Here is a 25,691-nt window from a genome sequence, read left to right on the forward strand (position 1 = left end):
ATAGATGGGGCGGGGCTGCCCAACGCGTGAGGCAAGTCATCCCCTGGGCCGATAAGCACTTCCTAGGGAGCTGGCTCTGTTGTGGCCCTGGTCACATTACCCGGCGCCCACCTGCACTCGCAGGTCCTGGAGGTTGAAAGACCCACGGTTCATGGTGGCTCCGCACATTTCTTCCCCTCAAGGTGATTCGCCTGCTGTTGCCGCGCGCAAAAAAGAATTGCGCCAGCACTGCACGGCCACGCTAAAGGCGCGTGATGAGGCGCTGGACAGCGGTATTCTCACCCATTTGCATACACTGCTGTACCCGCAGTTGCCCGCCGTTGTGGCTGGCGTGTGGCCACTGCCGCATGAAGTAAACCTATGCCCACTGTGCCACATATTAGTGGATGCAGGTGCAACCATGGTGCTGCCTGAAACACCGCCACGTGGGCAGCCCCTTATTTTTCGGCGCTGGACGCCCGATACCCCCATGATGCAAGGCCGTTTTGGCACAGAATTTCCCGACGGGCCTGTGCAGCAACCCGCCATCATATTGGTGCCTTTGCTGGGGTTTGACCGCACAGGCAACCGGCTAGGATATGGCGGCGGATATTATGATCGCACTCTGGCCGCCCTGCCCGATGCGCTCAGCATTGGATACGCACCCTCCTGCCAAGAATTAGACAGTCTGCCTACTGGCCCGTATGACAGGCCACTTTCCTGTATTGTGACTGAAAAGGAGATTCTCCGTTTTGACTAACAGCAAGCACAGGAAACCTTTGGCGTGAGACTCCTTTTTCTGGGTGATATTGTTGGCCGCACAGGCCGCGAAGCCGTTTTAAGCCGCCTGCCCGCTTTGCGTGAAAAACTGGCGCTGGATCTGGTTGTGGTAAATGCCGAAAACGCCAGCCACGGCTTTGGCCTTTCCCCCGCTATTGCCACCTCTCTGCTGCAAGGTGGTGTGGATGTGCTCACCCTTGGCAACCATGCGTGGGATAGGCGCGATCTGATCGGGCATATTACCTCCGAACCCCGCATTGTGCGCCCACTCAATTATCCCCCCGGCACGCCCGGCCACGGGAGTGTGGTGGTAGAACTGGCAGATGGCCGCAAAGCCCTTGTGGTCAACGTTATGGGCCGTTTGTTTATGGACCCGCTGGATGACCCATTCCGGTGCATGAATGAGCTGTTGAACAAGCATCGCCTTGGCGCCACCATACAGGCAGCCATTGTGGATGTGCATGCAGAAGCCACGAGCGAAAAGTGGGCTATGGGCCACATGCTGGATGGCCGCGTTTCTTTGGTTGTGGGCACGCATACGCATACCCCCACGGCAGACCATCGGATTCTGGCAGGCGGCACTGCGTTCCAGACAGATGCAGGCATGTGCGGAGATTACGACAGCGTTATTGGCATGACCAAGGAACCCGCAGTTACGCGCTTTGTGCGTAAAATGCCGGGCGAACGCCTGCAACCCGCTGAAGGTGAAGCCACAATATGCGGAATTATGGTGGAAACAGAAGATGCCACCGGCCTTGCCCGCCGTGTGGCTCCCCTGCGCCAAGGTGGCCTGCTGGCCCAGACGCTGCCTGATTTTTAAATCAGGCTTGGCGTTTGTGGCGCTGTTTTAGGCTGCCTGATCTTTCAAGGCAGCCACAGCTTGCTGTGTAGCAATGGTAAGGGACTGAGGCAGCGCATCTAACGCAAACCATTCCAGCCCATCATGCTTATGTGGCTCGCAGATATGGGGCTGTCCGGTGTACTGCCGCACCTTGTAAACTGGGGCAACCCAATGCGCGCCTGCTGCCGGATCAATCTGATCCACCACACAAAGCAACGCATCCAACTGCACGGCTAAGCCGGTTTCTTCCTGCACTTCGCGGATAACGGCAGCCGGTACGGTTTCAAACGGATCCACCTTCCCGCCCGGCAAGCCCCAGCAACCTGCTTCTGGCTGTTTAAGGCGACGTATCAGCAGAATGTGGCCAGCATCATTCAGAATAGCTGCGCCACATCCCACTGCTGGCAAAGTCGGCTGCGCGCTCACCACACCAACCTTTTAATAGCGGCAACCGGTGCCAAGCCTGCAGCTTTGGCTTCTTCTTTTGCCAACTGGATATCATCCCCGATCATTTCCTGATGGATACCACCCAGAATCCACAACCCGGCCACACCTACAGCAGAAGCACCGCGCATATCGGTAGCCAATGCATCGCCAATGGCCAGAATACGCTGGCGCGGCACATTCAGCATCTCAAAAACAGGTTCGTACACACGGGGGTATGGCTTGCCAATCCAGCTTACCTTACCGCCCTGCTCTGCATAAAAGGCGGCAAGTGCACCGGCGCAAATCTGCCGTTTGCCGCCTTTTACCACCACCATATCCGGGTTGGCGCATACCATTGGCAGGCCACGTTCCAAACAAGCGCGCAGTTCTGGCAGATATGGATCTAGTGAGCCTACGCCGCGTTCGGCATCTGGCCCGGTGTTCATGATAAAATCGGCATCAGCAGGCTGCGCCACGCGCTGCACATCCAAGCCATCATACAGGCCCAGATCGTGCGTGCCGCCAATATGCAGCACTTTTGGGCCCAGATTGGCAAACCAAGGGTCTGTTCGCGCTTTTAACAGGCGGCGCGTTTCTTCACCGCTTGTCATCACACCATCATGTAGTTCACGAGAAATGCCAAAGGCTTCAAGCTGCGCACACACCACATCTGCCGGGCGAGGCGCATTGGAAAGCATGACAATTTTTTTGCCAGATGCACGCAGGGCCTGCAAACAGGCCACAGCACCGGGATACGGCTGCACACCGTCATGCACCGTGCCCCATAGATCTATAATGTAGCCATCATACTGATCTGCCAGCGCAGCAAGGCCTGTAATCTGCTGCATATCTTCTACAGTTTGTTGCGCTGTCATAGATCCTTACCCCGAATATCATCCAGCGTTTCAATACCCTGCGCACGCATGATTTGCTGCATTTCACGCTTTAGCCGTCTAACCAATGCGGGGCCTTCATAGGCGAATGCGGTGTAAACCTGCACCAAATCAGCCCCAAGTCGGATTCGGGTCAGAATGTCTTCACCGCTTTCAATGCCACCACAGGCCACCAATGCCAGACGGCCAGCAGCAGCCTGCGCAACCAGACGCAGCATTTCTGTTGCACGTGGTTTGAGCGGGCGGCCAGAAAGCCCTCCGGCTTCTGTGCGATACGGGCTTTGCAGGGAATCGGGGCGGGCCAGTGTGGTGTTGGTAACAATCAGCCCCTGTGCGCCGCCGGCTACGGCTGCTTCTACAATCGGGCCGATGGCATCATCTTCCAGATCCGGTGCCAGCTTAATCAGCAACGGTGGCCGTTCTGCATGGCGGGCGGAAATGGCATCCAGAATCCCACGCAAGCGGGCGGCATCCTGCAAACCGCGCAGGCCCGGCGTGTTGGGGGAAGAGACATTGAGCACAATGTAATTAACGTACGGCTTAACGCGGGCCACCAGTTCTGGATAATCACGCTCCGGGTCTGCGCCGGTTTTGTTAATGCCGATATTTGCACCTACCGGCACCCCGGCCCCACCACCACGGCCTGATGGCAATGGGCGAGACAGACGTGCCAGACGCACGGCAAACTTGTTGATACCCTGATTGTTAAAGCCCATGCGGTTAATAACCGCCCGATCTTCCGTAAGGCGGAAAAGCCGGGGCTTGGGGTTGCCAGCCTGCGGGCGTGGCGTAACGGTTCCGGCTTCTACAAACCCGAATCCCAATTGCGCCAAGGGGCGCAGAACGCGGGCGTTCTTATCAAACCCGGCGGCAATGCCGATGGGATTGGAAAACCGCATGCCCAGCGCGCGCGTGGCAAGGGCGGGATCATCCTTGGGCCGCTTTATGGGCACGGATACGCCCAGTGTCAGGGCATCCAAAGCCAGTTCATGGGCCTGTTCCGGATCTAACCGGCGCAGGAACGGAAGAGAGAGTGAGGCAAGCACAGACATGCCTTGTGTACTGCCCCAAGCCCCGCCGCAAGAAAAGCAGAAAAAACAGAGCCACCACACAAGCGTGAGAAAAGTTGATGCATTTTTATCTTGATAATGAGAATTATTCTCATCTAAAGAGAGTTATCGCACACGCCACACAAAGGATGAAGGCTTCTGCCTTCAGGAATGCGCCATGACACGTTCACCTGTTTACCTGACGGATCTTGCCTGCAGCGAACGGCTGACACTTTGGACCATTCGCCGCCTTGCAGGAATACAAACAACCCCGCGCACGCCCACAACCGGGCCATCGGGCGGCCTGTTTCTGCCCTGTTTCAGGCAGGAGTTTCTGGCTGTTGCACAAACCTTTCATGATGCGCTGACAGATATGGCCGCGCTGGAAATGCCTGCGCTGGATATCCGGGTTGGCTGTGCTCTTTCTGTCACCAGCACAGAGTATCGTCTTTTACTGGCAACAGAAGCCGCGCAGAATGAGCGCAATACAGATATGGACGCCCTGCTTAAGCCGCTGGTACCTTTTGCTGGCCTGCGTGCACGCCTTGCTTCTGCCATTACAACACTGGGGGCTTGCCTTGCCGGGGCGGGATACTGGCTTTCTCATAGTTCCAGCCGTGTTGTGCCCACCAAGGTATCGGAACGCCCATCTGCTTATGGGGCTTACCCGGCCACGGCAGCACTTTCTCTTGCACGCTGGCATGATCTGGATATGCAACCCAGACAAATGGTGGCGCACTGGCAGGAACGGGCCACCTCAAAATATCAGCACTCGCAAGGGTTTCCGGTATCTTGATCAGGATAATAATTTTTTCTAAGGGAAAACGTGACACTGAATCTCAGGAAGCGTTTTTCCCTTACGTGTAAGGCGAGACCTTCTGCGCCGTTTTCTTGAAAGTTCTGTGGCAAGGCAGGTCTCTTTTGTTCGCGCTTCCCCAAGCAAGAACACAGATAGAAGCCATGAAAGATCTGCCATCTTCTCAGCCCAATAAGCGCCCATTCCTCATCCGGATCGGAAAAGCCCTGCGCCCGGTTTTTAACAAGCTCATTGCGCAGGATTCTCTCATTCCCAATACGCCGGTTCTGGATCCGGACATTTTTCCGTGGACCCAGATTCTACAGCGTTACTGGCAAGATATTGCGCGCGAATTTCATACCCTAAATGCTGCTGGAACAGCGATTCCGCCGCTACGGGCTCTTTCTCCTGATCACACCCGCATTGCCCCGGACACACGGTGGAAATCCTTTTTTCTGTACGGCTATGGCGTGAAAGTTCCGGAAAACTGCGCGCGTATGCCCAAAACAGCAGAACTGATTTCTCGTATTCCAGATTTGAATTCCGCCTTTTTCTCGGTGCTGGAACCCGGTGCCGTTATTCCCCCGCATTATGGCGTCACCAAAGGGTTGATAACCTGCCATTTGGGAATTTCCGTGCCCCGCAATGCCGATGACTGCTGGATTCGTGTCGCAGGCCAAAAGCTGGTGTGGCACAACGGGCAGTGCCTGCTGTTTGATGATACGTACCAGCATGATGTGCACAACAACACATCAGACACACGCATCGTGCTGTTGATGCAAATCCGACGCCCTACCAAAGGCATCGGCAAAATTGTGCAAAACCTCTTTTTAAACGGTATCCGCCATTCTGCTTTTGTTAAGGATGCCCAGCACAACATTGCCCAATGGAACCAACTTCAGGGCACAATGAAAGCCGCCTGATGTTTCAGTTTGCAAACTCGGTTGGTAGGATTTTCAGCTGAGTTTGTTTTCTGTTTGTTCCCTTTTACGCGGTCTTCTGCTAACACACCCAGGTGATGACCGCAGTTGTACGCCGCATTATCCATATTGATATGGATGCTTTTTATGCATCTGTTGAGCAACGGGACAACCCAACGCTTAAAGGCCAACCTGTAGCGGTAGGCAGATGCCAGGAACGCGGTGTGGTTGCCGCTGCCAGTTATGAAGCCCGGAAATTTGGCGTCCGTTCAGCCATGCCTTCGGTTCAGGCACAGCGCAAATGCCCACACCTTATTTTTGTGCCACCGCGTTTTGATGTTTACCGTGCCGTTTCTGCCCAGATTCACGCTATTTTTGCACGTTATACGCCCCTTATTCAGCCTCTTTCATTAGATGAGGCCTATCTGGACGTCACGCATCCGCTCCTTCCCCGCCCCTCTGCCACGGCCATTGCGGAAGAAATACGTGCTGCCATTTTACAAGAAACAGGGCTCACAGCTTCCGCAGGGGTGTCTTACAACAAATTTCTGGCCAAGCTGGCCTCAGATTATCGCAAACCCAATGGGCAGTTTGTTATTCCACCCAACCGGGGGGAAGATTTTGTAGCAGCCCTGCCCGTAAATGCTTTTCATGGCGTAGGGCCTGCCACTGCCCGGCGGATGCACACACTGGGCATTCATACAGGAGCAGATTTACGCCGTTTTTCGCTGGATATTTTGCGCCAGCATTTTGGCAAGGCGGCAGCGTTTTATTATGGCATTGCTCGCGGCAAAGATGATCGGCCGGTAGAACCAAACAGACCGCGCAAATCACTCGGCAAGGAAGTCACGTTCGAACAGGATTTGCGTACCCCAGCCGAATTACATGCGGCATTACGTGAACTGGCTAGCAAAGTGTGGGCCGGGTGCCAGAAACGAAACCTGACAGGCCGCACGATTACTCTGAAATTACGCTATACAGATTTTGAACAATGCACACGCAGCCTCTCTCTGGCCGATCCGGTACAAGATCAAGAAATTCTGGCCGAAATGGCGTGCCGGTTACTTGCGCCATTGCTGCCTGTGCGCACCCCGGTAAGACTTTTGGGTATTACACTTTCCACTCTTTTAAATCCGCAAGATCAAGAAGCCACAACGCAGCTCTCTTTACTTGATTAGATAATAAATAAATAACATTTTTATCCTCATGAACAGTAGTTATATTTAAATTATTTCTATATCAAAATAAAATATCCATATTTGTCTTTTCTGATATTAATATGGATTCTGCATATTCCTTATACGATTCAACTTCATTCTTGCTCACTATTCGTATTTAATTGCGATTATTTAACGGTTCCATCTTTACAACCTGCAAAATCCAATGCACCCGATACCAATCGGTTCTGACATAATTTTGTAATCAAGGTTGACGAGATGACTGCTTCCCCCACCTCAGACGGGCATACACCTGCCAATGCAGGCGCACGCACTGAAGATGGATACCATCGTGGTTTGGGTAAGCGGCAAATCCAAATGATCTCGCTGGGCGGGGCTATCGGCACCGGGTTGTTTTTGGGGGCTGGCTCTCGCCTGCAGGCAGTCGGGCCATCTCTCGCCTTGGTTTATCTGGTGTGTGGTGTTTTTGCTTTTCTGATGCTGCGTGCATTGGGGGAATGGGTAATGTACCGCCCCACCAGTGGCAGCTTTGTTTCCTACACGCGGGAATTTTTAGGCCCCAAAGCCTCTTATATTGCAGGCACCATGGCCTTTTTTAACTGTCAGGTTGTGAGACGTCATTGGCGTAATCAAGGATTTCGTCGACCTGTTTCATGATGTCACGACCAGCCGGTTTGATATAGTCTTGATTACGTGACGCGGGATGTTTTTCAAGCCATGAGATGATGCATTGGGCGGGAGCGATGCCGCCCAGAACACGCTGCGGGCGATGATTGTAGGCGAAACAGAAGCCTCTGAGCAGAATTTCCAGATCTTCATGGTTTGAGACACAGACCTGCAGTACTTCTGTAGCGACACGGCCATTGAAGCGTTCCACCATTCCATTGGTCTGAGGGGAGTAAGCCTTGGTCCGGCGTCGGTCGATTCCCATGTCATGACAGGCTTTTTCGAAGGCGTCCGCTGTAAAGCAGGAGCCACGATCGGTCAGGATATGGGTGATCCGGAAAGGAAAGGCCGATTTGACGGCATTGAGGAAATCAACGGAATTATCCGCATTTTCCGCGTCATAAACAGCCAGGTGCACTGAACGGGAACAGCGATCGATGGCGACATACAGAAAACGTTTCCGCCGGTCCCCATCTGCTGTCTGTAATTTTGGCAGATGTTTCACATCGATATGGACATAACCGGGATCGTAATCGCGGAACTTTCCCTGTCCCCGAACTGGTCCGGCCTTTGGAACAGGAGGCAGCCTGTTCAATCCGGCGTCTTTCAGTATCCGCCAGATATTGTCCCGGTTCAGATGCGGCAGGAAATGCCGTAAGACAAAGGTCAGATCATCCAGACCAAAACCGGTAGAACGCCGAAGCTGACAGACAATGGCGCGCTCCTCCTCCGAGGCTTTCCAGGCCAGCCTCCAGGGACGGCTGCTGCGGTCCTGACAGGCGTCCGAACCACGCCTGCGCCACTTGCGGACTGTTTCATCGCTGATCCCGTAGCGTCTGGCGAGCACGGATGTCGGTTCTGACGAACGAGCTATCTCAGCCCGGACAGCCGGTGTCGTGCGTGCCTGTGGGTGGATCTGAAGCATCATTCGGTCTCCCTGCAAACGGAAGAAAACAACGAAGCATAACGCGGTATCGCCCACGCTACATCATCCCAATGACGTCTCACAACCTGACAGTTAACTGGGCTGTAACAGGCATTGTGGATATTACTGCCGTGGCGCTTTACATGCGCTTTTGGCCTGTTTTTTCCAGCGTACCGCAATGGCTTTTTGCCCTGCTGGCCCTTGTGCTGATAACCGGCATGAACCTGACCGGCGTAAAATGGTTTGGTGAGCTGGAGTTCTGGCTTTCTTTGGTCAAAGTGCTGGCCTTGGGCGGATTTCTGGTTATCGCACTGGTTATTCTGGCCTTGCGTTATCCCGTAGATGGGCACGCAACCGGGCTGCATCTGATTACCGAAAATGGCGGCATGTTTCCCCACGGCTTTTTGCCGGCACTGGTATTGGTGCAAGGCGTTGTATTTGCCTATGCCAGTATTGAGCTGATTGGCACCGCGGCGGGGGAATGTGAGGATGTTAAATCCGTTCTGCCGCAAGCCATTAACAACGTTATCTGGCGTATTGCCATTTTTTACGTAGGCACCATTACACTGCTTGTACTGCTGCTGCCGTGGAACACGTATCAGGCTGGTGTCAGCCCCTTTGTTACCTTCCTCTCCAAGTTAGGCGTGCCGGGCATAGACGCGGATTTCTTCTGTGGTTACCGTCCGTTATGCAAGAGTTTTCTGACCAATATTGACGTGTGATCGTGTGCGGTCTTCTGTAAGGCCTGTTGATGTGGCCTTTCAGAAGCCACTGGCCGGTATGGTGATCAGCGGATCAGATCCAAATCTCACAGGCGTGCTTTAAAGCACAGAGAAATCCACTGGTTTTTCCGATCCGGATCAAACGATCATGCGCCCATTCAGGTCATCGCCCTCTCACACCCCTACCGGTTCCATCCGCGGGAGCCGAGCCATCGCTCAGGCTGCCAGGGACAGGGCCGGATCCCGATAATCCTCCTGTTTTGTTGCCATGGCCCAGATGGCTCGTGCCATCCTGTTGGCCAGCGCAATGGCTACCAGCATACGGGGCTTGCGGGCCAGCATCCGTGCCAGCCAGCTTCCCGGTGCAGGGGCCTTACGGCTGGCCCAGTTCACCTGGGTCATGGCGCCCATGATGAGAAGCCTGCGGATATCAGCCTGCCCGGCTTTTGATATCTTCCCCAGCCTTTCCTTTCCGCCAGATGAGAACTGACGGGGCACCAGCCCCAGCCACGCAGCAAAGTCGCGCCCGCGCCGGAAGCTCTGCAGGTCAGGCGCAAAAGCTTCAATCGCAAGAGCGGTCAGAGGACCCACTCCAGGCATGCTCTGCAATCTGCAGGTGTTTTCACTTTCCTGGGCAAGCATCCTGATCTTCTTTGTTCTGACATCAATCCGCACACTCTGCTCCGAAATCTGTCGCAGCAGATCAAGGCATTCCTGCTTCACAGCCTCTGGCAGAACCGCCTCATCCAGCATGGTTTCAATGTGTCTGATATGCGCAATCCCCTGTGGCACGACGAGACCGAATTCATACAGAACGGCACGCAGGGCATTCACCAGTTCCGTGCGCTGGTGCACCAGACGCTGCCGGGCCCGGAAAAGAACGCCACGCGCCTGCTGCGCTTCAGTGCGTGGTTCGACAAAGCGCATTTCCGGCTGCCGGGCCGCAATGACGATCGCTTCCGCATCAGCAGCATCGTTCTTCTGGCGCTTCACGAAAGGCTTCACATACTGCGGAGCGATCAGTCTGACCTCGTGACCAGCTCCTGCCAGTTCGCGAGCCCAGTAATGCGCGCTCCCGCACGCTTCAAGAACGACCAGAGCAGGCGGCTGCGTGGCCATGAACTGCATAAACTGCTGACGACGCAGCTTTTTGCGAAACATCACCTCGCCCGCACGCGAAGCTCCATGAACCTGGAAAATGTTCTTTGCCAGATCAACGCCTATCACTGTATCCTTCATCTGCCGTCCTTTCGCGCAGTCGTTTCTTCCAACGACCATTCTGGCACATTGCGATGCCGTGCGGGGAGGACGGCAACCACCCCATCTCACACTTGAGGAAATTTCGGGTCATTTTGTAGAATTCAGTCATCCCACAGGAGCCCGATCTGGAATATTGACGATATTCTGCTTCTGGCGGCGGGTTCTGAACGCAGTGAGGGTGTCACGGCCTGAGAAGGCAGTGTTGGTGGAAGCTATGTGGTCTGTGCACTGTCTGTTTCTTCAGATGGCCTGCCGGAGCCTTCGCAATCGTGCATGAGCGAGGGCGAATTCATGCTGACAGGGGAACATGTCCGGCATGGACAGGACAATCCGACGGACGCTGAGCGTTACACGTGTCGCGATTTTGAGCAGTCGTGCGCGTATGGTGCCACAGGTCGCCGTCTCCAGGCTGGTCTGGCCAAGGGCCAGTCTTTGCAGAGCGGTCAGCAGGACATAGGCTGCGGCCGAGAACCACAGCCGGAGCTGGTTGGCCCGGATGGTGTGGGACGAGGTCCTGTCTGAGAACAGATCCATCTGGCATTCCTTGATGCGGTTTTCCATATCCCCGCGTGCGCAGTAAATCTGTTCGTAGAGATGGCGGGGGTCGGACATTCCCTGCGGTAGCGTGGTGACAATAAAGCGATGATAGCGGTTGCCGTGGCGCCATTCGGCCTTGGCCACGACCCGCCTGCGGCGCGTCCAGCTGTCCTTTGTGATCCAGTCAAAGGAGGCGAAACCGCGCGCAGCTCTGCCTGTCGTGGCGGCTTCGTCACGAACCTCAGCGGACAAAGAGGCAATCCGGTCATACAGGCGGGTGTTGCCTGCAAGCCCGAACAGGAAGTCAACGTGGTTGTCTTCGCACCATGTCATCAGACTGTCCCGGGCGAAACCGCTGTCCCCACGCACCAGGATACGCACCCGGGGCCAACGGCTCCTGATCTGCTCCACGATCCGGCGGATGTCTGCCAATGCTTCCTTCCCCGGGTCCCTGTCTGCCGTGCGCAGGGTAGCGCTGAGGAGATGGTCCCCGCAGAAGACATACAGGGGAAGATAGCAGTTATGGCCGTAATATCCATGAAAGGCGCGGCCTTCCTGATGGCCATGGATACGGTCATCGGTGGCATCCACATCCAGAACGATCCGGGCAGGTGCGTGCTCATGCTGGTCAAGGAAGAGCGTGACGAACAGGGTAGCCAGGGCCTCATGATCAGCAATGATGCGACAGTAACGATCTGCCTTGTGCCCACTGCGCTCCAACCGGTTCAGTGTAGATTTGCCAGCCAATGCTGCGCAGTTTGCCCGGCCTCCTGACAGACGACCCGAGGCCAGACCAAAGATCAGGTCATGCCGCAGGGCATCGTGATCATTGAGATCTTCATAGCCCAGTGCCAGGCCCATGATCCGCTGACGGACAAGGTCTTCAACCCGGTATTCCACAAAGCCGGGATGCCGCTTATCGCGAAAACAGGCAGCAAAGCGGCGGCTGAGACCCAGAATGTCATCAGCCTGCTTCACCAGAATGACGCCCCCATCCGAACTCATGCGACCCCCGTCAAAACGGGCCACAACACGCCGTCCACAGGAGGCTGGAAATTCATACGCGCCTGCGCTACACTCTGTCTGCATCGGGTTTTCTTATAGCTTACGAAAATTTCTTTTACACAAAATAGACTTTTTCATAATCTAACCCGATGTACAACCCTTCTGTGAGATTTCCGCGTAGACAGTGTGATGAATGTTGTGGTGCTCACAGCAGCTCTCTCCAGCCTGAACTCCGGCCTTTATTCTACTGGCCGCGTACTGCGTGCACTGGCGCTGGATGGGGCTGCCCCACGTTATTTGGCCCGCATGAACAAACAGGCTTGCCTTCTGCAGCCATTCTTTCCACCGTGGCCATCTATCTGGTGGGCGTGGTACTGAATTACTTCATCCCCAGCCAGATTTTTGAAATTATGCTCAGTCTGGCTTCACTGGGTATTCTCAGCACGTGGTGTTTTATTGTGCTGTGCCAGATTCAACTGCGCAAAAAAATTCGCCGTGGAGAGATTGCCCCCACCTCTTTCCCGATGCCGGGCGCGCCATTTACCTCTTGGCTGGCTCTCGCCTTCTTTATTGGCATCGTTGGGCTGATGGCGTTTGATTACCCAACCGGAACGGCAACCATATGCGCCATTCCCCTGCTGGCTTTAGCGCTGGCATGGGGCTGGCGCCGTATGCGCTCCGCCCCGGCACATGACGCCGTGCCACAAACCGTTCCTTCTGTTGTGTTGACGGAAGATTTTTTGGTTCCCCATGAAGGGTCAGACAGATCATGATTCAGGCAGCCAGTGTGTTTTCCTCCCTCCAGCCGCGCGCAGGCGTTAAGTGTTGCCCTGCTGTTTGTCGCTCTCTGGTTGGCACATTGTTGCTTTCTGTCGGCCTTTCCACCGCGCATGCTGCTGATACAGGCAACAGTGCCGCTGCTGGGTCTCAAGCTCCGGGGGAAGCACGCCCGCAATGGTATACGGGGTCTCTCGTCTCACCTTCTGGTGCGCTTTCCAAATCTGGGGTGTTCGCGTGGGAACCTTACGTCAGTTACAACCTGCCCGTGGGGTACCTGGATGCTAATGGCAACAGCCACCCGCTCCACCCACGCCAGCAATCCGTTTCCAATTTTACGCTGTATAAATATTCCATCACTGATTCCATCAGTATTCAGGTAACCCCTACAATCAGTTACTTGTGGAAGAAGAAAGCAGGCACCAGCAGCGGGCTCAAATTTGGAGATCTGCCTGTTGATTTAATGTGGCGTTATCTGGACGCAGATCCAGCACGCTATATTCCAGCGCTCAGCGTATTTGCCGGGGTTGGTTTCCCCACCGGCAATTATCAAAGACTGGGCCGGGCTGAAGATGGTGTTGGCTCTGGTGTTTATACGTTCCGCCTAGCCTTTACGGAACAATCCACTTACACGCTGCCGGGCCAGCATGAACTGCGCTTGCGTATGTGGGGCACTTTCCGCCGGGCACTTACAACTGCACATCTACATAATGTGAGCAGTTATGGCACTGAGGTTGGATTCCGCGGCACAGCGCAACCCGGCATGTATGGAGAAAGCGGGTTTTCTCTAGAATTTGGCATCAACCAGAAATGGGTGTTGGCCATGGATCTGGCGCGAGACTGGGCAGATGGATCTCACGTTAAAGGCCGTACGCCTACAAGCGGCAAAATAGAACGGATAGACCGTATCAACAGTTCTTCAGGGGACTGGCTGATAGCCCCTGCGGTTGAATACAACTGGTCCCCCCGCTTTGGGGTTATTGCTGGTGTTTCAACCTATTTTGCCGGCCACAATACCGGGTTTTCGGTTTCACCGCAGGTAGCGTTTAATAGTGTGTTTTAACCGTTGCATATTAAAAATAAAAAAGAGCGGAATTGCCTCCGCTCTTTTTTATAACGCTGTATCTGGAATACCTGATTACTCAACCAAATCTGGATGACGGAACTCCATCACCAATTCCAGATCATAATGTGCAGCCAATGCTTCCGTTGCTGTGCGGGAAGAATTATGCACACGGTAGCGACACAGAATTTCTGGCAGATATCCGGGCTCTAACCCTGCATCAATAAACTTCAGCCAGAAATCATAATCTTCCCAGCCTTCTTCAATATGTGAGAAGCCGCCAACCTTTTCCCACGCGCTTTTACGGATAAGCGCCATCACATCCACATAGTTGTTCTTGCGCATGCGTGCAGCATCCCAGATATCGGCATGGCCAATACCTTTGCGGTCTCCAAACTCTTCAATCTGGGTATAAACCGCTGGAAACTTACCCTGCAAAAGCGCTGTGTAGATTTTTTCCAGCGCAGTTGGATAAATGGTATTATCGGCATCAATAATAAACACATACTCTGATTGCGCATGTGCAAACGCCATATTGCGCGAAAATGATGGCCCCTGATTCCGCGGGTTGGTCAAACACTGCAGGCTATAAAAACGCTGCTTGTTTTCTTCCATCCATTCCGCAATCACATCAACGGAATCATCTCGCTGGGAGCAGTCATCAACAACCACAATTTCCAGGTCAGCATGCGTTTGGTCTGCAATGCTATCCAGGCACTCTTCAATAACAGAAGCATAATTAAAGTTGGTAACGCAGACCGTAATCAGGTTTTTGGGCTTCCGGGATTTTTTCTTATAGGAAAAAACAACTTCTGGGCTGGGGTCCCATGGCTTGATAACGCTCATTTCACAGTGCTCCACACAGCAGAAATATAGTTTTTGAGATCGATATTCTTGGAATTGAATATTTTTTCATCTTGCAGCAAATCAAAGATATTCTGCTGAATTCTGGCTGCCTCTTTTTGCCCATCCTCAGTCTGAATCAGCCATTCTACCAGATTGGGCATATGCCGCGGCGTTTCAGACAGAAAGTGCTCACCTGCCTTATACAGCGGATGCGGGAAACATTCTTCTGTAACAACGATAGTACCGGAAGCCAGACCCTGCTTGACAATACGATGCCATTCAAAAAAGCAGTTATCATCACGATGAATGTTTAACGCTACCTTGGAGTTTTCTGCGACATAGCGTGGAAGCCGCGAAAGAATGTCGTAAACACCGGTAGAGGGGATAGGCCCATCTGCCTTACGGTAATACAAGAAACACTGGTAGTTGGAAAAGAAAGCCGCTGAACGTGAAAAGAATTTTTCGCGCTTGCGGGAAGCATTCCCAAAAAAGCTGACATCAATATCACGCTCGGCAATCGACCGGAATGGCGTAGAACCTATTTTGGCCTTCTCTGGCAAAATACGGAACAAGGGATGCTTTTTGTCTACCTCGGAAAGTTTGCAAGCCTCTATTTTAACCGGCGGATCAAAGTGGAAGACTGGAAGCCCGACATCTGAAAAGGATTTGAGATTTTGATAACACAGATCCATCACCCCGGCTGACATAAGGATGTACAGAATGCCACGCGTAAACCAGAGTGTCTGAGGTTGTTCTGTATTAAACATGATGGATTTTCTAATAATCTCATCACGCTTCCAGATTTCATTACCATCCAGAAAGAAGAACTCATGCGGAGCACAGAAAATGCAGAGTTCAGGTGTTTCTTCCTCTGGCGTTTTTTCGGTCAGCACCTTGGCATTCAAACCGGCATCGCACAGATAGTCGCTTAAACACTCGGCCAGTTCCTGAATAAAGGAATTACCTTCGGAATGGTAGAATACCCCAATTGTTTTAGGAAAATTCTTACCATAAACTTTATCTGTAATTTTATAGTTAACGTCGTGCTTACATTCATTACCCAAAAAGCGCACGATTGAACGCTTGGAAAAAATTTCTCTCCCTTCGCCAATACCATACAGCAAAGCATGGCGGGCGGTTGGCATACTGGCGGATGAAACATCGCTGTTCATACGCACATAATCTTCTTCATTAAAGAACGGATATTTCTTTAATCGGTTCAATGCATTCGTAATGGAAACATACGAATATTCCTGCAATAGACCTTTTTCAAAGAAAAACAGGTGGTCATTATTTCTTATATAATGCGCAAAGGGATTTTCATTCTTCCCGATCACATTTTTATAAAGATTATAATATATTTCTGTATTGAAATTATCATTAGGATTACGGTTTTCATGCACCCCGTAAAGAACATAATGTATAATTGGATCAAGACCAGATTTTTTTACATCTGGATTTTCTTTTAAATAAAATTCAGTATCGAATTTTCCTGAATCAATTATTGATTTTATGTCTTTTTTATTCCAGGCAGTTAAACTTACCATTGCATCTTCCGTTTGAATGCTATCTCTATTTGCAGGTTCTTATACAGAATATAAATTTTTATGTTAGAAAATACAACAGTTAACTATTTCTCTACATGAAAATTATTCTGTTTATCTATGATTTTCTCATTCCCCTCCCTTAATTCATTGCCTAAAAATACTTTCTTTCATGTTGGCGGGTGACTATAAAGATGTTCATTGTGTTGTATGAATTAATTTTTATAAACTTCCAATGAGGCCTTACGCTCTTCTGTTGTGTTGACGGAAGATTTTTTGGTTCCCCATGAAGGGTCAGACAGATCATGATTCAGGCAGCCAGTGTGTTTTCCTCCCTCCAGCCGCGCGCAGGCGTTAAGTGTTGCCCTGCTGTTTGTCGCTCTCTGGTTGGCACATTGTTGCTTTCTGTCGGCCTTTCCACCGCGCATGCTGCTGATACAGGCAACAGTGCCGCTGCTGGGTCTCAAGCTCCGGGGGAAGCACGCCCGCAATGGTATACGGGGTCTCTCGTCTCACCTTCTGGTGCGCTTTCCAAATCTGGGGTGTTCGCGTGGGAACCTTACGTCAGTTACAACCTGCCCGTGGGGTACCTGGATGCTAATGGCAACAGCCACCCGCTCCACCCACGCCAGCAATCCGTTTCCAATTTTACGCTGTATAAATATTCCATCACTGATTCCATCAGTATTCAGGTAACCCCTACAATCAGTTACTTGTGGAAGAAGAAAGCAGGCACCAGCAGCGGGCTCAAATTTGGAGATCTGCCTGTTGATTTAATGTGGCGTTATCTGGACGCAGATCCAGCACGCTATATTCCAGCGCTCAGCGTATTTGCCGGGGTTGGTTTCCCCACCGGCAATTATCAAAGACTGGGCCGGGCTGAAGATGGTGTTGGCTCTGGTGTTTATACGTTCCGCCTAGCCTTTACGGAACAATCCACTTACACGCTGCCGGGCCAGCATGAACTGCGCTTGCGTATGTGGGGCACTTTCCGCCGGGCACTTACAACTGCACATCTACATAATGTGAGCAGTTATGGCACTGAGGTTGGATTCCGCGGCACAGCGCAACCCGGCATGTATGGAGAAAGCGGGTTTTCTCTAGAATTTGGCATCAACCAGAAATGGGTGTTGGCCATGGATCTGGCGCGAGACTGGGCAGATGGATCTCACGTTAAAGGCCGTACGCCTACAAGCGGCAAAATAGAACGGATAGACCGTATCAACAGTTCTTCAGGGGACTGGCTGATAGCCCCTGCGGTTGAATACAACTGGTCCCCCCGCTTTGGGGTTATTGCTGGTGTTTCAACCTATTTTGCCGGCCACAATACCGGGTTTTCGGTTTCACCGCAGGTAGCGTTTAATAGTGTGTTTTAACCGTTGCATATTAAAAATAAAAAAGAGCGGAATTGCCTCCGCTCTTTTTTATAACGCTGTATCTGGAATACCTGATTACTCAACCAAATCTGGATGACGGAACTCCATCACCAATTCCAGATCATAATGTGCAGCCAATGCTTCCGTTGCTGTGCGGGAAGAATTATGCACACGGTAGCGACACAGAATTTCTGGCAGATATCCGGGCTCTAACCCTGCATCAATAAACTTCAGCCAGAAATCATAATCTTCCCAGCCTTCTTCAATATGTGAGAAGCCGCCAACCTTTTCCCACGCGCTTTTACGGATAAGCGCCATCACATCCACATAGTTGTTCTTGCGCATGCGTGCAGCATCCCAGATATCGGCATGGCCAATACCTTTGCGGTCTCCAAACTCTTCAATCTGGGTATAAACCGCTGGAAACTTACCCTGCAAAAGCGCTGTGTAGATTTTTTCCAGCGCAGTTGGATAAATGGTATTATCGGCATCAATAATAAACACATACTCTGATTGCGCATGTGCAAACGCCATATTGCGCGAAAATGATGGCCCCTGATTCCGCGGGTTGGTCAAACACTGCAGGCTATAAAAACGCTGCTTGTTTTCTTCCATCCATTCCGCAATCACATCAACGGAATCATCTCGCTGGGAGCAGTCATCAACAACCACAATTTCCAGGTCAGCATGCGTTTGGTCTGCAATGCTATCCAGGCACTCTTCAATAACAGAAGCATAATTAAAGTTGGTAACGCAGACCGTAATCAGGTTTTTGGGCTTCCGGGATTTTTTCTTATAGGAAAAAACAACTTCTGGGCTGGGGTCCCATGGCTTGATAACGCTCATTTCACAGTGCTCCACACAGCAGAAATATAGTTTTTGAGATCGATATTCTTGGAATTGAATATTTTTTCATCTTGCAGCAAATCAAAGATATTCTGCTGAATTCTGGCTGCCTCTTTTTGCCCATCCTCAGTCTGAATCAGCCATTCTACCAGATTGGGCATATGCCGCGGCGTTTCAGACAGAAAGTGCTCACCTGCCTTATACAGCGGATGCGGGAAACATTCTTCTGTAACAACGATAGTACCGGAAGCCAGACCCTGCTTGACAATACGATGCCATTCAAAAAAGCAGTTATCATCACGATGAATGTTTAACGCTACCTTGGAGTTTTCTGCGACATAGCGTGGAAGCCGCGAAAGAATGTCGTAAACACCGGTAGAGGGGATAGGCCCATCTGCCTTACGGTAATACAAGAAACACTGGTAGTTGGAAAAGAAAGCCGCTGAACGTGAAAAGAATTTTTCGCGCTTGCGGGAAGCATTCCCAAAAAAGCTGACATCAATATCACGCTCGGCAATCGACCGGAATGGCGTAGAACCTATTTTGGCCTTCTCTGGCAAAATACGGAACAAGGGATGCTTTTTGTCTACCTCGGAAAGTTTGCAAGCCTCTATTTTAACCGGCGGATCAAAGTGGAAGACTGGAAGCCCGACATCTGAAAAGGATTTGAGATTTTGATAACACAGATCCATCACCCCGGCTGACATAAGGATGTACAGAATGCCACGCGTAAACCAGAGTGTCTGAGGTTGTTCTGTATTAAACATGATGGATTTTCTAATAATCTCATCACGCTTCCAGATTTCATTACCATCCAGAAAGAAGAACTCATGCGGAGCACAGAAAATGCAGAGTTCAGGTGTTTCTTCCTCTGGCGTTTTTTCGGTCAGCACCTTGGCATTCAAACCGGCATCGCACAGATAGTCGCTTAAACACTCGGCCAGTTCCTGAATAAAGGAATTACCTTCGGAATGGTAGAATACCCCAATTGTTTTAGGAAAATTCTTACCATAAACTTTATCTGTAATTTTATAGTTAACGTCGTGCTTACATTCATTACCCAAAAAGCGCACGATTGAACGCTTGGAAAAAATTTCTCTCCCTTCGCCAATACCATACAGCAAAGCATGGCGGGCGGTTGGCATACTGGCGGATGAAACATCGCTGTTCATACGCACATAATCTTCTTCATTAAAGAACGGATATTTCTTTAATCGGTTCAATGCATTCGTAATGGAAACATACGAATATTCCTGCAATAGACCTTTTTCAAAGAAAAACAGGTGGTCATTATTTCTTATATAATGCGCAAAGGGATTTTCATTCTTCCCGATCACATTTTTATAAAGATTATAATATATTTCTGTATTGAAATTATCATTAGGATTACGGTTTTCATGCACCCCGTAAAGAACATAATGTATAATTGGATCAAGACCAGATTTTTTTACATCTGGATTTTCTTTTAAATAAAATTCAGTATCGAATTTTCCTGAATCAATTATTGATTTTATGTCTTTTTTATTCCAGGCAGTTAAACTTACCATTGCATCTTCCGTTTGAATGCTATCTCTATTTGCAGGTTCTTATACAGAATATAAATTTTTATGTTAGAAAATACAACAGTTAACTATTTCTCTACATGAAAATTATTCTGTTTATCTATGATTTTCTCATTCCCCTCCCTTAATTCATTGCCTAAAAATACTTTCTTTCATGTTGGCGGGTGACTATAAAGATGTTCATTGTGTTGTATGAATTAATTTTTATAAACTTCCAATGAGGCCTTACGCTCTTACTCATTTCCCTCACTGAACAAGTAATCTCTTCATTACGAATCTAAATAGAATAAGAGCTATCTTGGCGGAGTTCTTTATGTCGGCAACAACAAAAAATAATTCTTCTCTTGCATCTCCGGATTTTCTATTTCCTACAGATCTTCAAAAAACAGAGCGCAAGATCAATCGCATTCTCTTGGTTGGATCATGCTTAACTTCTTTATATCTGGAAGCCTTTAAGGGGTATTATCCAGATATCAATTTTGATTACATCCCTTATAATTTTGTAAGTATTTTACCTGAAACCCCACCCGTACCAGCAGATCAGTACGATCTACAATATGTACAAATTCCATTACGTACTGTTTTAAGTGACCGTGTGATAGAAGGGTTTAGGCTTAACGACCCAGCGTTTGCAGAGAGTATTCTGCACGATGCCTTAAACACGCTAGATGTCATGCTAGATGCGGCACTGCTTTACAACCGCAAACATGGGTTATTAACTTTTGTCTCTAACTTTATAGTTCCGCAAATAAGCACAGCTTCCAGCTTGCTCTCACAAGGTACAGAAGTAGACCTTACCTATATGGTCAGGCGCTTGAACATGCATCTGGCCAAAAAAATTTCCAGTTATAAAAATGCCTATGTACTAGACGTTGATTCCGTCGTGTCTTCTTTAGGCAAACGCTATGTGCTGGATGATGTGATTTACTTCCATACTCATGGCGGTCTGTCTTTTCAGGATTGGGATGATTTCGGTGCCATTGAACGCAATGAACCCATTCCTGCACTAGAAACCATTTATCCTATTCACCGGGAAGAATTTATTAAAACCATTTTCCGCCAGATTGTTGCAGCTCATCGCACTGTGCATCAGGTAGATCAGGTTAAGGCCGTTATTTTTGATCTGGACAACACCCTATGGCGCGGCCAGATAGCAGAACATTACCGCCCAGAAGTACAACCTTGGCCACGTACCGATGGTTGGCCTGTAGGTTTGTGGGAAACTATCCATACCTTGCGCGCACGCGGTATTCTGGTGGCGATTTGCTCCAAAAATGATGAAGCCTATGTGCGTGAACGGTGGGATGATATTATCAACCCGCAGTTTATTAAATTGGAAGATTTTGCCTCTGTTAAAATTAACTGGACGCCCAAACCAGAAAATATTGCTGCCATCTGCCAGGAATTTAACATCAAACCCAAAAGCGTTGTGTTTGTAGATGATAACCCTGTAGAACGCGCTGCTGTTAACACGGCGTTTCCTGAAATTCGTACAATTGGCGGCAACCCGTATCTCACGCGTCGTATTCTTTTATGGTCCCCCGAAACGCAGGTTGCACGCCTGACACAAGAATCAGTCCAACGGGAAACCATGATCCGAGGACAAATTGCCCGTGAAGAAACACGCACCAACCTGAACCGTGAAGAATTTCTGGCATCGTTGGAATGTACGGTCTGCCTCACCTACATCACAGATGCAGAACAACCAGAACTGGCACGTGCCTTAGAACTTACCAACAAGACCAATCAGTTCAACACATCTGGCAAACGTTGGACATTTGAAGAACTCACACGCTTTCTTGCTGAAGGCGGAGAAGTTATTGTTGCAACTGTTCAGGACAAATTCACTAAATATGGGTTGGTAAGCGTAATATACCTACGCAATAATGAAATTGTACAGTTTGTTATGAGCTGCCGTGTTTTGGGCATGGAAGTAGAAAAGAGTATTATTGCTGATGTTGTCAGCCACGTTAGAGAAAAACATGGAGATGTCCGTGTAACGGCATCTATTCATGATCTTCCAGATAATACGCCATGCCGTAACATTTATAAGGATTGTGATTTCCGGGAAGATTGGGTTTCTGAAAATATTCACTATTATATTCTGGATGAAAATAAAGAAGTAGAGTTTCCGTCTCATATAGAAGTTGTTGAAGAAATATAAAAAAATATCTTTTATATAATAATAAAAAAGGGCGTATCCTACCGTAGTGGGCGACCTTCCTGAAAACCATAACAGATGTAATGGATAAAAGGCCCCGGCCCAAACCCAGCCACATCTGGATTTACCCGTAAATAGGAAAGGCTATTGAACAGCGCATTCGGGTTTCTACCTTCCTTAGCACCGTAATCCAGAAAGTGTTCCAGCGGATCTACACCCGCCTCACGAATATCTGGATATGCATTAAGGTACCACTGGCTATCAAAAAAGATAGCGGCCCGACGTTCTTTTTCAGCTTCTTGTTCCACAATACCCGCCTGAGACTGAAGTGCTAATGCAATTTGTTCTGCCGCCGGAGCCTGTGCAGGCTTGGCTACAGGGTCTGCTGCTACCTGTTCTTCAACTTGAGGCACCACTTCTGGTTCATGTGTTTCTGACGCTGTTGGGGCCACAACTTTTTTACGCGCCACTTTCACACGAGAAGAACGAACCTTACTGACAGGCTTTTTTTCACCGGACATCACAACACCCCCTCGTGATCTTCTGCATAGCAAGCTCTTCGATACATAAATGATTTTCTGATAAATCTAATACAAGCATAATTATTTTTCTGTCCAGAAAATACTGACACCCAATCCACTCGTACTATTTTTAATTTCTAAATACGAGTGGAAAAAGATAATTTACAATGTATCCGTAAAATGCATATGAAAAACCCATTCATAAAATATTTACGAATACATGTCATTATTTACCAAGTAGGTGTGGGACCCTTTACAATAACAGCAAGATCATCTGGCCTGATCCATTTACGGAACGCGGCCTGCACTTCTGCTCCAGTGGCTTTGTAATATACTTTCGCCCCACGATCAGCATTATCAAGCGGCAAGCCCAGATCTTCCAAGTAAAGATACTGCGCAGCAATCCGGCCCAAACTGGCTCTGGCAAGAGGCAGGCTCCGCAACAGTGAGGCTTTGGCCAAAGAAAGCTCCTCTGCTGTAGGAGGTGCAGACTGCATGGCCTTCAGATCTTTCATGACAACACTCTGCGCTTTACCAACTTTATCCGGATCAGCACCGTAGTTGACAGTATAGGCCCCGCGCGTACGCCCCCAATCAAAAGAACTGCTTACAGAATAAACATAGCCTGTCTTCACCCGCATATCTCTATACAGACGTGAAGAGAACAGCCCGCCGCCCAGCACCTCATTGCCCAACTGCAGCAGGAAGTGATCAGGATTTTGTGCTGTCAGCCCTAATGTTTCTGCCAGTACAACATCATTCTGCACGCTACTCTTATCAGGCACTGTTGCGCGGGATGTTTTGCTCAGCGGTACAGTCGGCAGATTAACGTCAGGTGCTGGTCCTTCTGCTTTCCAGCCACCAAAAGCTTTTTCTAATACAGCCTGTGCTTTTTCTGGTGAGATATCACCCGTTACAACAATAGTTGTCAGATCTGGGCACCATGCACTTTGGTAATAATGCAGCACATCATCACGGGTTACGCTCATAATAGATTCAGGTGTAGCATCACGCTGTGTCGGATCTGTTTCCGGCAAAATGGCGGCCTTGATAGCTTTATCAAACAGATGCCCAGGAGATACCAGTTCCCCGGCCTGCGCCTGTGCCAACTGTGTGCGTACAACCGTAAAATCTTTTTCCGGGAATGCCGGGTGCAATTCATTTTCTGCAAGCAGCTCCACACCTTTTTCAAAATCAGGCGTAAGAACTTGCAAAGAAAAATTGCCCCCTGCATCTTCCCATGCAGGCACATCATCTAATGCTTTCTGAAAAGCCAGACGATCATGCTGCATTGTGCCATAGGAGAACAGAGCCTCTGTTAAGCTATGCACACCTTCCTTACCCTTGGGTTCCTGCAATTCGGGTGTCTGACGAATTTGGCCAGAAAGCTGAATGGTGTGGCTGACATGAGATGGCCAAACAATCAGCTTGATGCCGTTCGATAAGGTGCTGACTGCAGGCAGTGGTGTAGGTTTTGGTTCTTCCAGTTTGGCCAGAGCTTTTTCTGCCCATTGCGGCAGTTTTACTGGTTTATCTGGAGCTGTTGCAAAAGATTCTGCCCCGCCAAAGCCTTTGCCAGAAACGGCCTTGCCGGATGCTTCTGGGGTAAGAATGGCAGACACAGCATGTGCCGGATCAAGCAGCTTTGCGGCCAGATCATTCACGGCCTTTGGTGTGACGGCCTGATAGGCGGCTACCAGATCTCCCGGGCTATCCAGATTCTGAAATGCCAAGGCGTTGGACCAAATAGATGCCAGACCACTTACAGAGTTGGCGGAAAACTGAAGCTGGGCAATTTCTTTTTGCTTGGCAGCTTCAACAAGTTCTGCTGGTACGCCTTCCTTGCGGATTTTTTCCAACACAGCTTTCATGGCATTCATGGGGCCAGAAGCATCTGCACCTTTGGGGAAAGCCGCAAGCGCCAAGCCAAAACCCGCTTCTTTTTTAGGGGCGTATTCAAACCCTGCGTATAACGCCTTGCCCTGCGGCACCAGATCATACAGCGCACCACGCTGGCTGGAGAGCACGTCTGACAGAATATCCGCCGTTGCGAAATCTGATGAAGAACTGCCTGCCATGGGGAATGCAAGCGTAGCAAACCCAACAGGATAATCTGTGGAAAGCGTAAGTGTTTTAGCCGGTGGTGCCACCGGAGTTACCTTGTGGCGCTGCGGTAAATCCTTGCGCGGGATATCGGCAAACGTATCCTGCACCAACTGCAAGGTAGAAACCGGGTTAATATCACCCACAATAACCAGCACGGCATTGTTGGGGCCGTACCACTTCTGGTAAAAATCTCTCAGATCAGCGGCCGTGGTTTTATCAAAGGAAGGCCGTGTGCCCAGTGCATCGTGTTCGTAGGGCGTGCCTGCAAACAGAATACCCTGTAACTGTTCCAGATACCGATAGGCCGGACTGGAAAGATCACGCGCAACTTCCTGCTCAATCGCGCCGCGCTCTTTTTCCCAATCCGCTTCAGACAGGGTTAAGCCGTTCATGCGCAGGGCTTCAATTTTCAGCAAAACAGGCAAATCCTGTGCCTGCGCTGTATAGAAATACTGCGTTACGTCTTCTGTTGTATCTGCATTATAACTGCCGCCCAAGCGCGTGCCGATAGCTGCAAGCTGATCCTTATCCAACCCCTTGCTGCCACGGAACATCATATGTTCCAGCGCATGTGCCGTGCCGGGAAAGCCTTCTGGCACTTCTGCCGAGCCAACAAGATAGTTGATTTCCGTTGTGACAACCGGAGCCAACCGGTTAGGGACGATCACAACCTTGAGGCCATTCGGAAGAGTGGCCCGCACAACCTGCGCACTGCTCAGGCTAGGAGGGACAAGAGCAGACGGCATACCCGGTGCGGCGTCCTGAGCATGAGCCAGTGTGGGAGAAAGGGCCGTGCCTCCCAACAGGGCCAGCGTTACGGCCAGCAGTGAAAAGTGTTTACGGGCAGCAGACGGCTTGCGGAAAATCATTCAGGTTTCCTGTTCAATGCAGCAACAGATCAAAAAAGGAAAG

At 50.3% G+C, this 25,691-nt stretch carries 20 protein-coding genes, 1 other RNA gene and 3 pseudogenes; 12 read left to right on the forward strand and 12 right to left on the reverse strand.

Annotated elements, in window-relative coordinates; all coding sequences use genetic code 11:
* The first annotated feature begins 9 nt into the window (after positions 1-9).
* The 3 genes from ssrS (at position 10) to ABNV41_RS12610 (ending at position 1,579) form a co-directional block, all read left to right on the forward strand.
* Positions 10-165: non-coding RNA, 6S RNA (gene ssrS, locus ABNV41_RS12600), on the forward strand.
* Complete coding sequence (locus ABNV41_RS12605; RefSeq protein WP_050819097.1) at positions 152-739, forward strand: 5-formyltetrahydrofolate cyclo-ligase; 588 nt, start codon at positions 152-154, stop codon at positions 737-739. The genes ssrS and ABNV41_RS12605 overlap by 14 nt, the downstream gene beginning before the upstream one ends.
* Before the next feature lie 24 nt (positions 740-763).
* A complete protein-coding gene (locus ABNV41_RS12610; protein ID WP_050819096.1) occupies positions 764-1,579 on the forward strand; it encodes a TIGR00282 family metallophosphoesterase in 816 nt (271 codons plus the stop codon).
* A 27-nt stretch (positions 1,580-1,606) separates the two neighbouring features.
* On the opposite strand, the gene ABNV41_RS12615 is transcribed toward ABNV41_RS12610, so the two are convergent.
* From ABNV41_RS12615 to ABNV41_RS12625, 3 genes are read right to left on the reverse strand one after another with little or no spacing between them, the layout of a single operon-like run.
* The gene (locus tag ABNV41_RS12615; RefSeq protein ID WP_196332608.1) at positions 1,607-2,029 is read right to left on the reverse strand and encodes an NUDIX domain-containing protein; all 423 of its coding nucleotides are present in this window, start codon (positions 2,027-2,029) and stop codon (positions 1,607-1,609) included.
* A complete protein-coding gene (locus ABNV41_RS12620) occupies positions 2,023-2,901 on the reverse strand; it encodes a TIGR01459 family HAD-type hydrolase (RefSeq protein ID WP_080986738.1) in 879 nt (292 codons plus the stop codon). The genes ABNV41_RS12615 and ABNV41_RS12620 overlap by 7 nt, the downstream gene beginning before the upstream one ends.
* On the reverse strand, positions 2,898-3,971 hold the full coding sequence (locus tag ABNV41_RS12625; RefSeq protein ID WP_050819095.1) for a quinone-dependent dihydroorotate dehydrogenase: 1,074 nt from the start codon (positions 3,969-3,971) through the stop codon (positions 2,898-2,900). Before ABNV41_RS12625 ends, ABNV41_RS12620 begins: the two co-directional genes overlap by 4 nt.
* 175 nt (positions 3,972-4,146) lie before the next feature.
* On the opposite strand from ABNV41_RS12625, the gene ABNV41_RS12630 reads away from it, so the two are divergent.
* From ABNV41_RS12630 to ABNV41_RS12645, 4 genes and pseudogenes are all read left to right on the forward strand, one after another.
* The gene (locus ABNV41_RS12630; RefSeq protein WP_050819094.1) at positions 4,147-4,764 is read left to right on the forward strand and encodes a hypothetical protein; all 618 of its coding nucleotides are present in this window, start codon (positions 4,147-4,149) and stop codon (positions 4,762-4,764) included.
* Positions 4,765-4,928: 164 nt separating this feature from the next.
* Positions 4,929-5,687 carry an aspartyl/asparaginyl beta-hydroxylase domain-containing protein gene (locus ABNV41_RS12635; RefSeq protein WP_050819093.1) on the forward strand — a complete coding sequence of 253 codons (759 nt, stop codon included), beginning with the start codon at positions 4,929-4,931 and terminating at the stop codon, positions 5,685-5,687.
* Between the two features lie 95 nt (positions 5,688-5,782).
* Positions 5,783-6,862, forward strand: a complete 1,080-nt coding sequence (dinB, locus tag ABNV41_RS12640) for a DNA polymerase IV (RefSeq protein WP_050819092.1) — start codon at positions 5,783-5,785, stop codon at positions 6,860-6,862.
* A 258-nt stretch (positions 6,863-7,120) separates the two neighbouring features.
* Positions 7,121-7,462: pseudogene (locus ABNV41_RS12645) on the forward strand (amino acid permease); the annotation flags it as partial.
* On the opposite strand, the gene ABNV41_RS12650 reads toward ABNV41_RS12645, so the two are convergent.
* The gene (locus tag ABNV41_RS12650) at positions 7,458-8,453 is read right to left on the reverse strand and encodes an IS481 family transposase (protein WP_035366691.1); all 996 of its coding nucleotides are present in this window, start codon (positions 8,451-8,453) and stop codon (positions 7,458-7,460) included. The pseudogene ABNV41_RS12645 and the gene ABNV41_RS12650 overlap by 5 nt on opposite strands.
* Here ABNV41_RS12650 and ABNV41_RS12655 point away from each other — a divergent pair.
* A pseudogene (locus tag ABNV41_RS12655) lies at positions 8,411-9,115 on the forward strand (amino acid permease); the annotation flags it as partial. The gene ABNV41_RS12650 and the pseudogene ABNV41_RS12655 sit on opposite strands and share 43 nt — an antisense overlap.
* Before the next feature lie 276 nt (positions 9,116-9,391).
* Here ABNV41_RS12655 and ABNV41_RS12660 read toward each other — a convergent pair.
* Together ABNV41_RS12660 and ABNV41_RS12665 are read right to left on the reverse strand one after the other, a co-directional pair.
* Positions 9,392-10,414 (reverse strand): IS110 family transposase, encoded by a 1,023-nt coding sequence (locus tag ABNV41_RS12660; RefSeq protein WP_050818395.1) that lies wholly within the window; start codon positions 10,412-10,414, stop codon positions 9,392-9,394.
* Between the two features lie 261 nt (positions 10,415-10,675).
* Positions 10,676-12,061: an IS1380-like element IS1380A family transposase gene (locus ABNV41_RS12665; protein WP_012812390.1), complete on the reverse strand. Its 1,386-nt coding sequence runs from the start codon at positions 12,059-12,061 to the stop codon at positions 10,676-10,678.
* Positions 12,062-12,166: 105 nt separating this feature from the next.
* Here ABNV41_RS12665 and ABNV41_RS12670 point away from each other — a divergent pair.
* Positions 12,167-12,750: pseudogene (locus tag ABNV41_RS12670) on the forward strand (amino acid permease).
* Positions 12,747-13,817 (forward strand): hypothetical protein, encoded by a 1,071-nt coding sequence (locus tag ABNV41_RS12675; RefSeq protein ID WP_087651693.1) that lies wholly within the window; start codon positions 12,747-12,749, stop codon positions 13,815-13,817. The pseudogene ABNV41_RS12670 and the gene ABNV41_RS12675 overlap by 4 nt, the downstream one beginning before the upstream one ends.
* A gap of 75 nt (positions 13,818-13,892) precedes the next feature.
* On the opposite strand, the gene ABNV41_RS12680 is transcribed toward ABNV41_RS12675, so the two are convergent.
* Both ABNV41_RS12680 and ABNV41_RS12685 read right to left on the reverse strand, forming a co-directional pair.
* Positions 13,893-14,663 carry a glycosyltransferase family A protein gene (locus ABNV41_RS12680; protein ID WP_050819089.1) on the reverse strand — a complete coding sequence of 257 codons (771 nt, stop codon included), beginning with the start codon at positions 14,661-14,663 and terminating at the stop codon, positions 13,893-13,895.
* On the reverse strand, positions 14,660-16,210 hold the full coding sequence (locus tag ABNV41_RS12685) for a hypothetical protein (protein WP_050819088.1): 1,551 nt from the start codon (positions 16,208-16,210) through the stop codon (positions 14,660-14,662). Before ABNV41_RS12685 ends, ABNV41_RS12680 begins: the two co-directional genes overlap by 4 nt.
* A 302-nt stretch (positions 16,211-16,512) precedes the next feature.
* Between ABNV41_RS12685 and ABNV41_RS12690 the strand changes: the two genes are divergently transcribed.
* Positions 16,513-17,583, forward strand: coding sequence for a hypothetical protein (locus tag ABNV41_RS12690; protein ID WP_087651693.1), 1,071 nt, complete (start codon positions 16,513-16,515; stop codon positions 17,581-17,583).
* Positions 17,584-17,658: 75 nt separating this feature from the next.
* On the opposite strand, the gene ABNV41_RS12695 is transcribed toward ABNV41_RS12690, so the two are convergent.
* Complete coding sequence (locus ABNV41_RS12695; protein WP_050819089.1) at positions 17,659-18,429, reverse strand: glycosyltransferase family A protein; 771 nt, start codon at positions 18,427-18,429, stop codon at positions 17,659-17,661.
* Positions 18,426-19,976 carry a hypothetical protein gene (locus ABNV41_RS12700; protein ID WP_050819088.1) on the reverse strand — a complete coding sequence of 517 codons (1,551 nt, stop codon included), beginning with the start codon at positions 19,974-19,976 and terminating at the stop codon, positions 18,426-18,428. Before ABNV41_RS12700 ends, ABNV41_RS12695 begins: the two co-directional genes overlap by 4 nt.
* A 328-nt stretch (positions 19,977-20,304) precedes the next feature.
* On the opposite strand from ABNV41_RS12700, the gene ABNV41_RS12705 reads away from it, so the two are divergent.
* Positions 20,305-22,155 carry an HAD family hydrolase gene (locus tag ABNV41_RS12705; RefSeq protein ID WP_050819087.1) on the forward strand — a complete coding sequence of 617 codons (1,851 nt, stop codon included), beginning with the start codon at positions 20,305-20,307 and terminating at the stop codon, positions 22,153-22,155.
* Between the two features lie 38 nt (positions 22,156-22,193).
* On the opposite strand, the gene ABNV41_RS12710 is transcribed toward ABNV41_RS12705, so the two are convergent.
* Entirely contained in the window at positions 22,194-22,673 is a 480-nt protein-coding gene (locus ABNV41_RS12710; protein ID WP_050819086.1) for a hypothetical protein, read from the reverse strand.
* 230 nt (positions 22,674-22,903) lie between these two features.
* Positions 22,904-25,648, reverse strand: a complete 2,745-nt coding sequence (locus tag ABNV41_RS12715) for a pitrilysin family protein (RefSeq protein WP_349934782.1) — start codon at positions 25,646-25,648, stop codon at positions 22,904-22,906.
* Between the last annotated feature and the right edge of the window lie 43 nt (positions 25,649-25,691).

Origin of the sequence: Acetobacter sp. A11-2 (genome assembly GCF_040208445.1) — a bacterium.
In the GTDB taxonomy this organism is placed as follows: Bacteria; Pseudomonadota; Alphaproteobacteria; order Acetobacterales; family Acetobacteraceae; genus Acetobacter; species Acetobacter oryzoeni.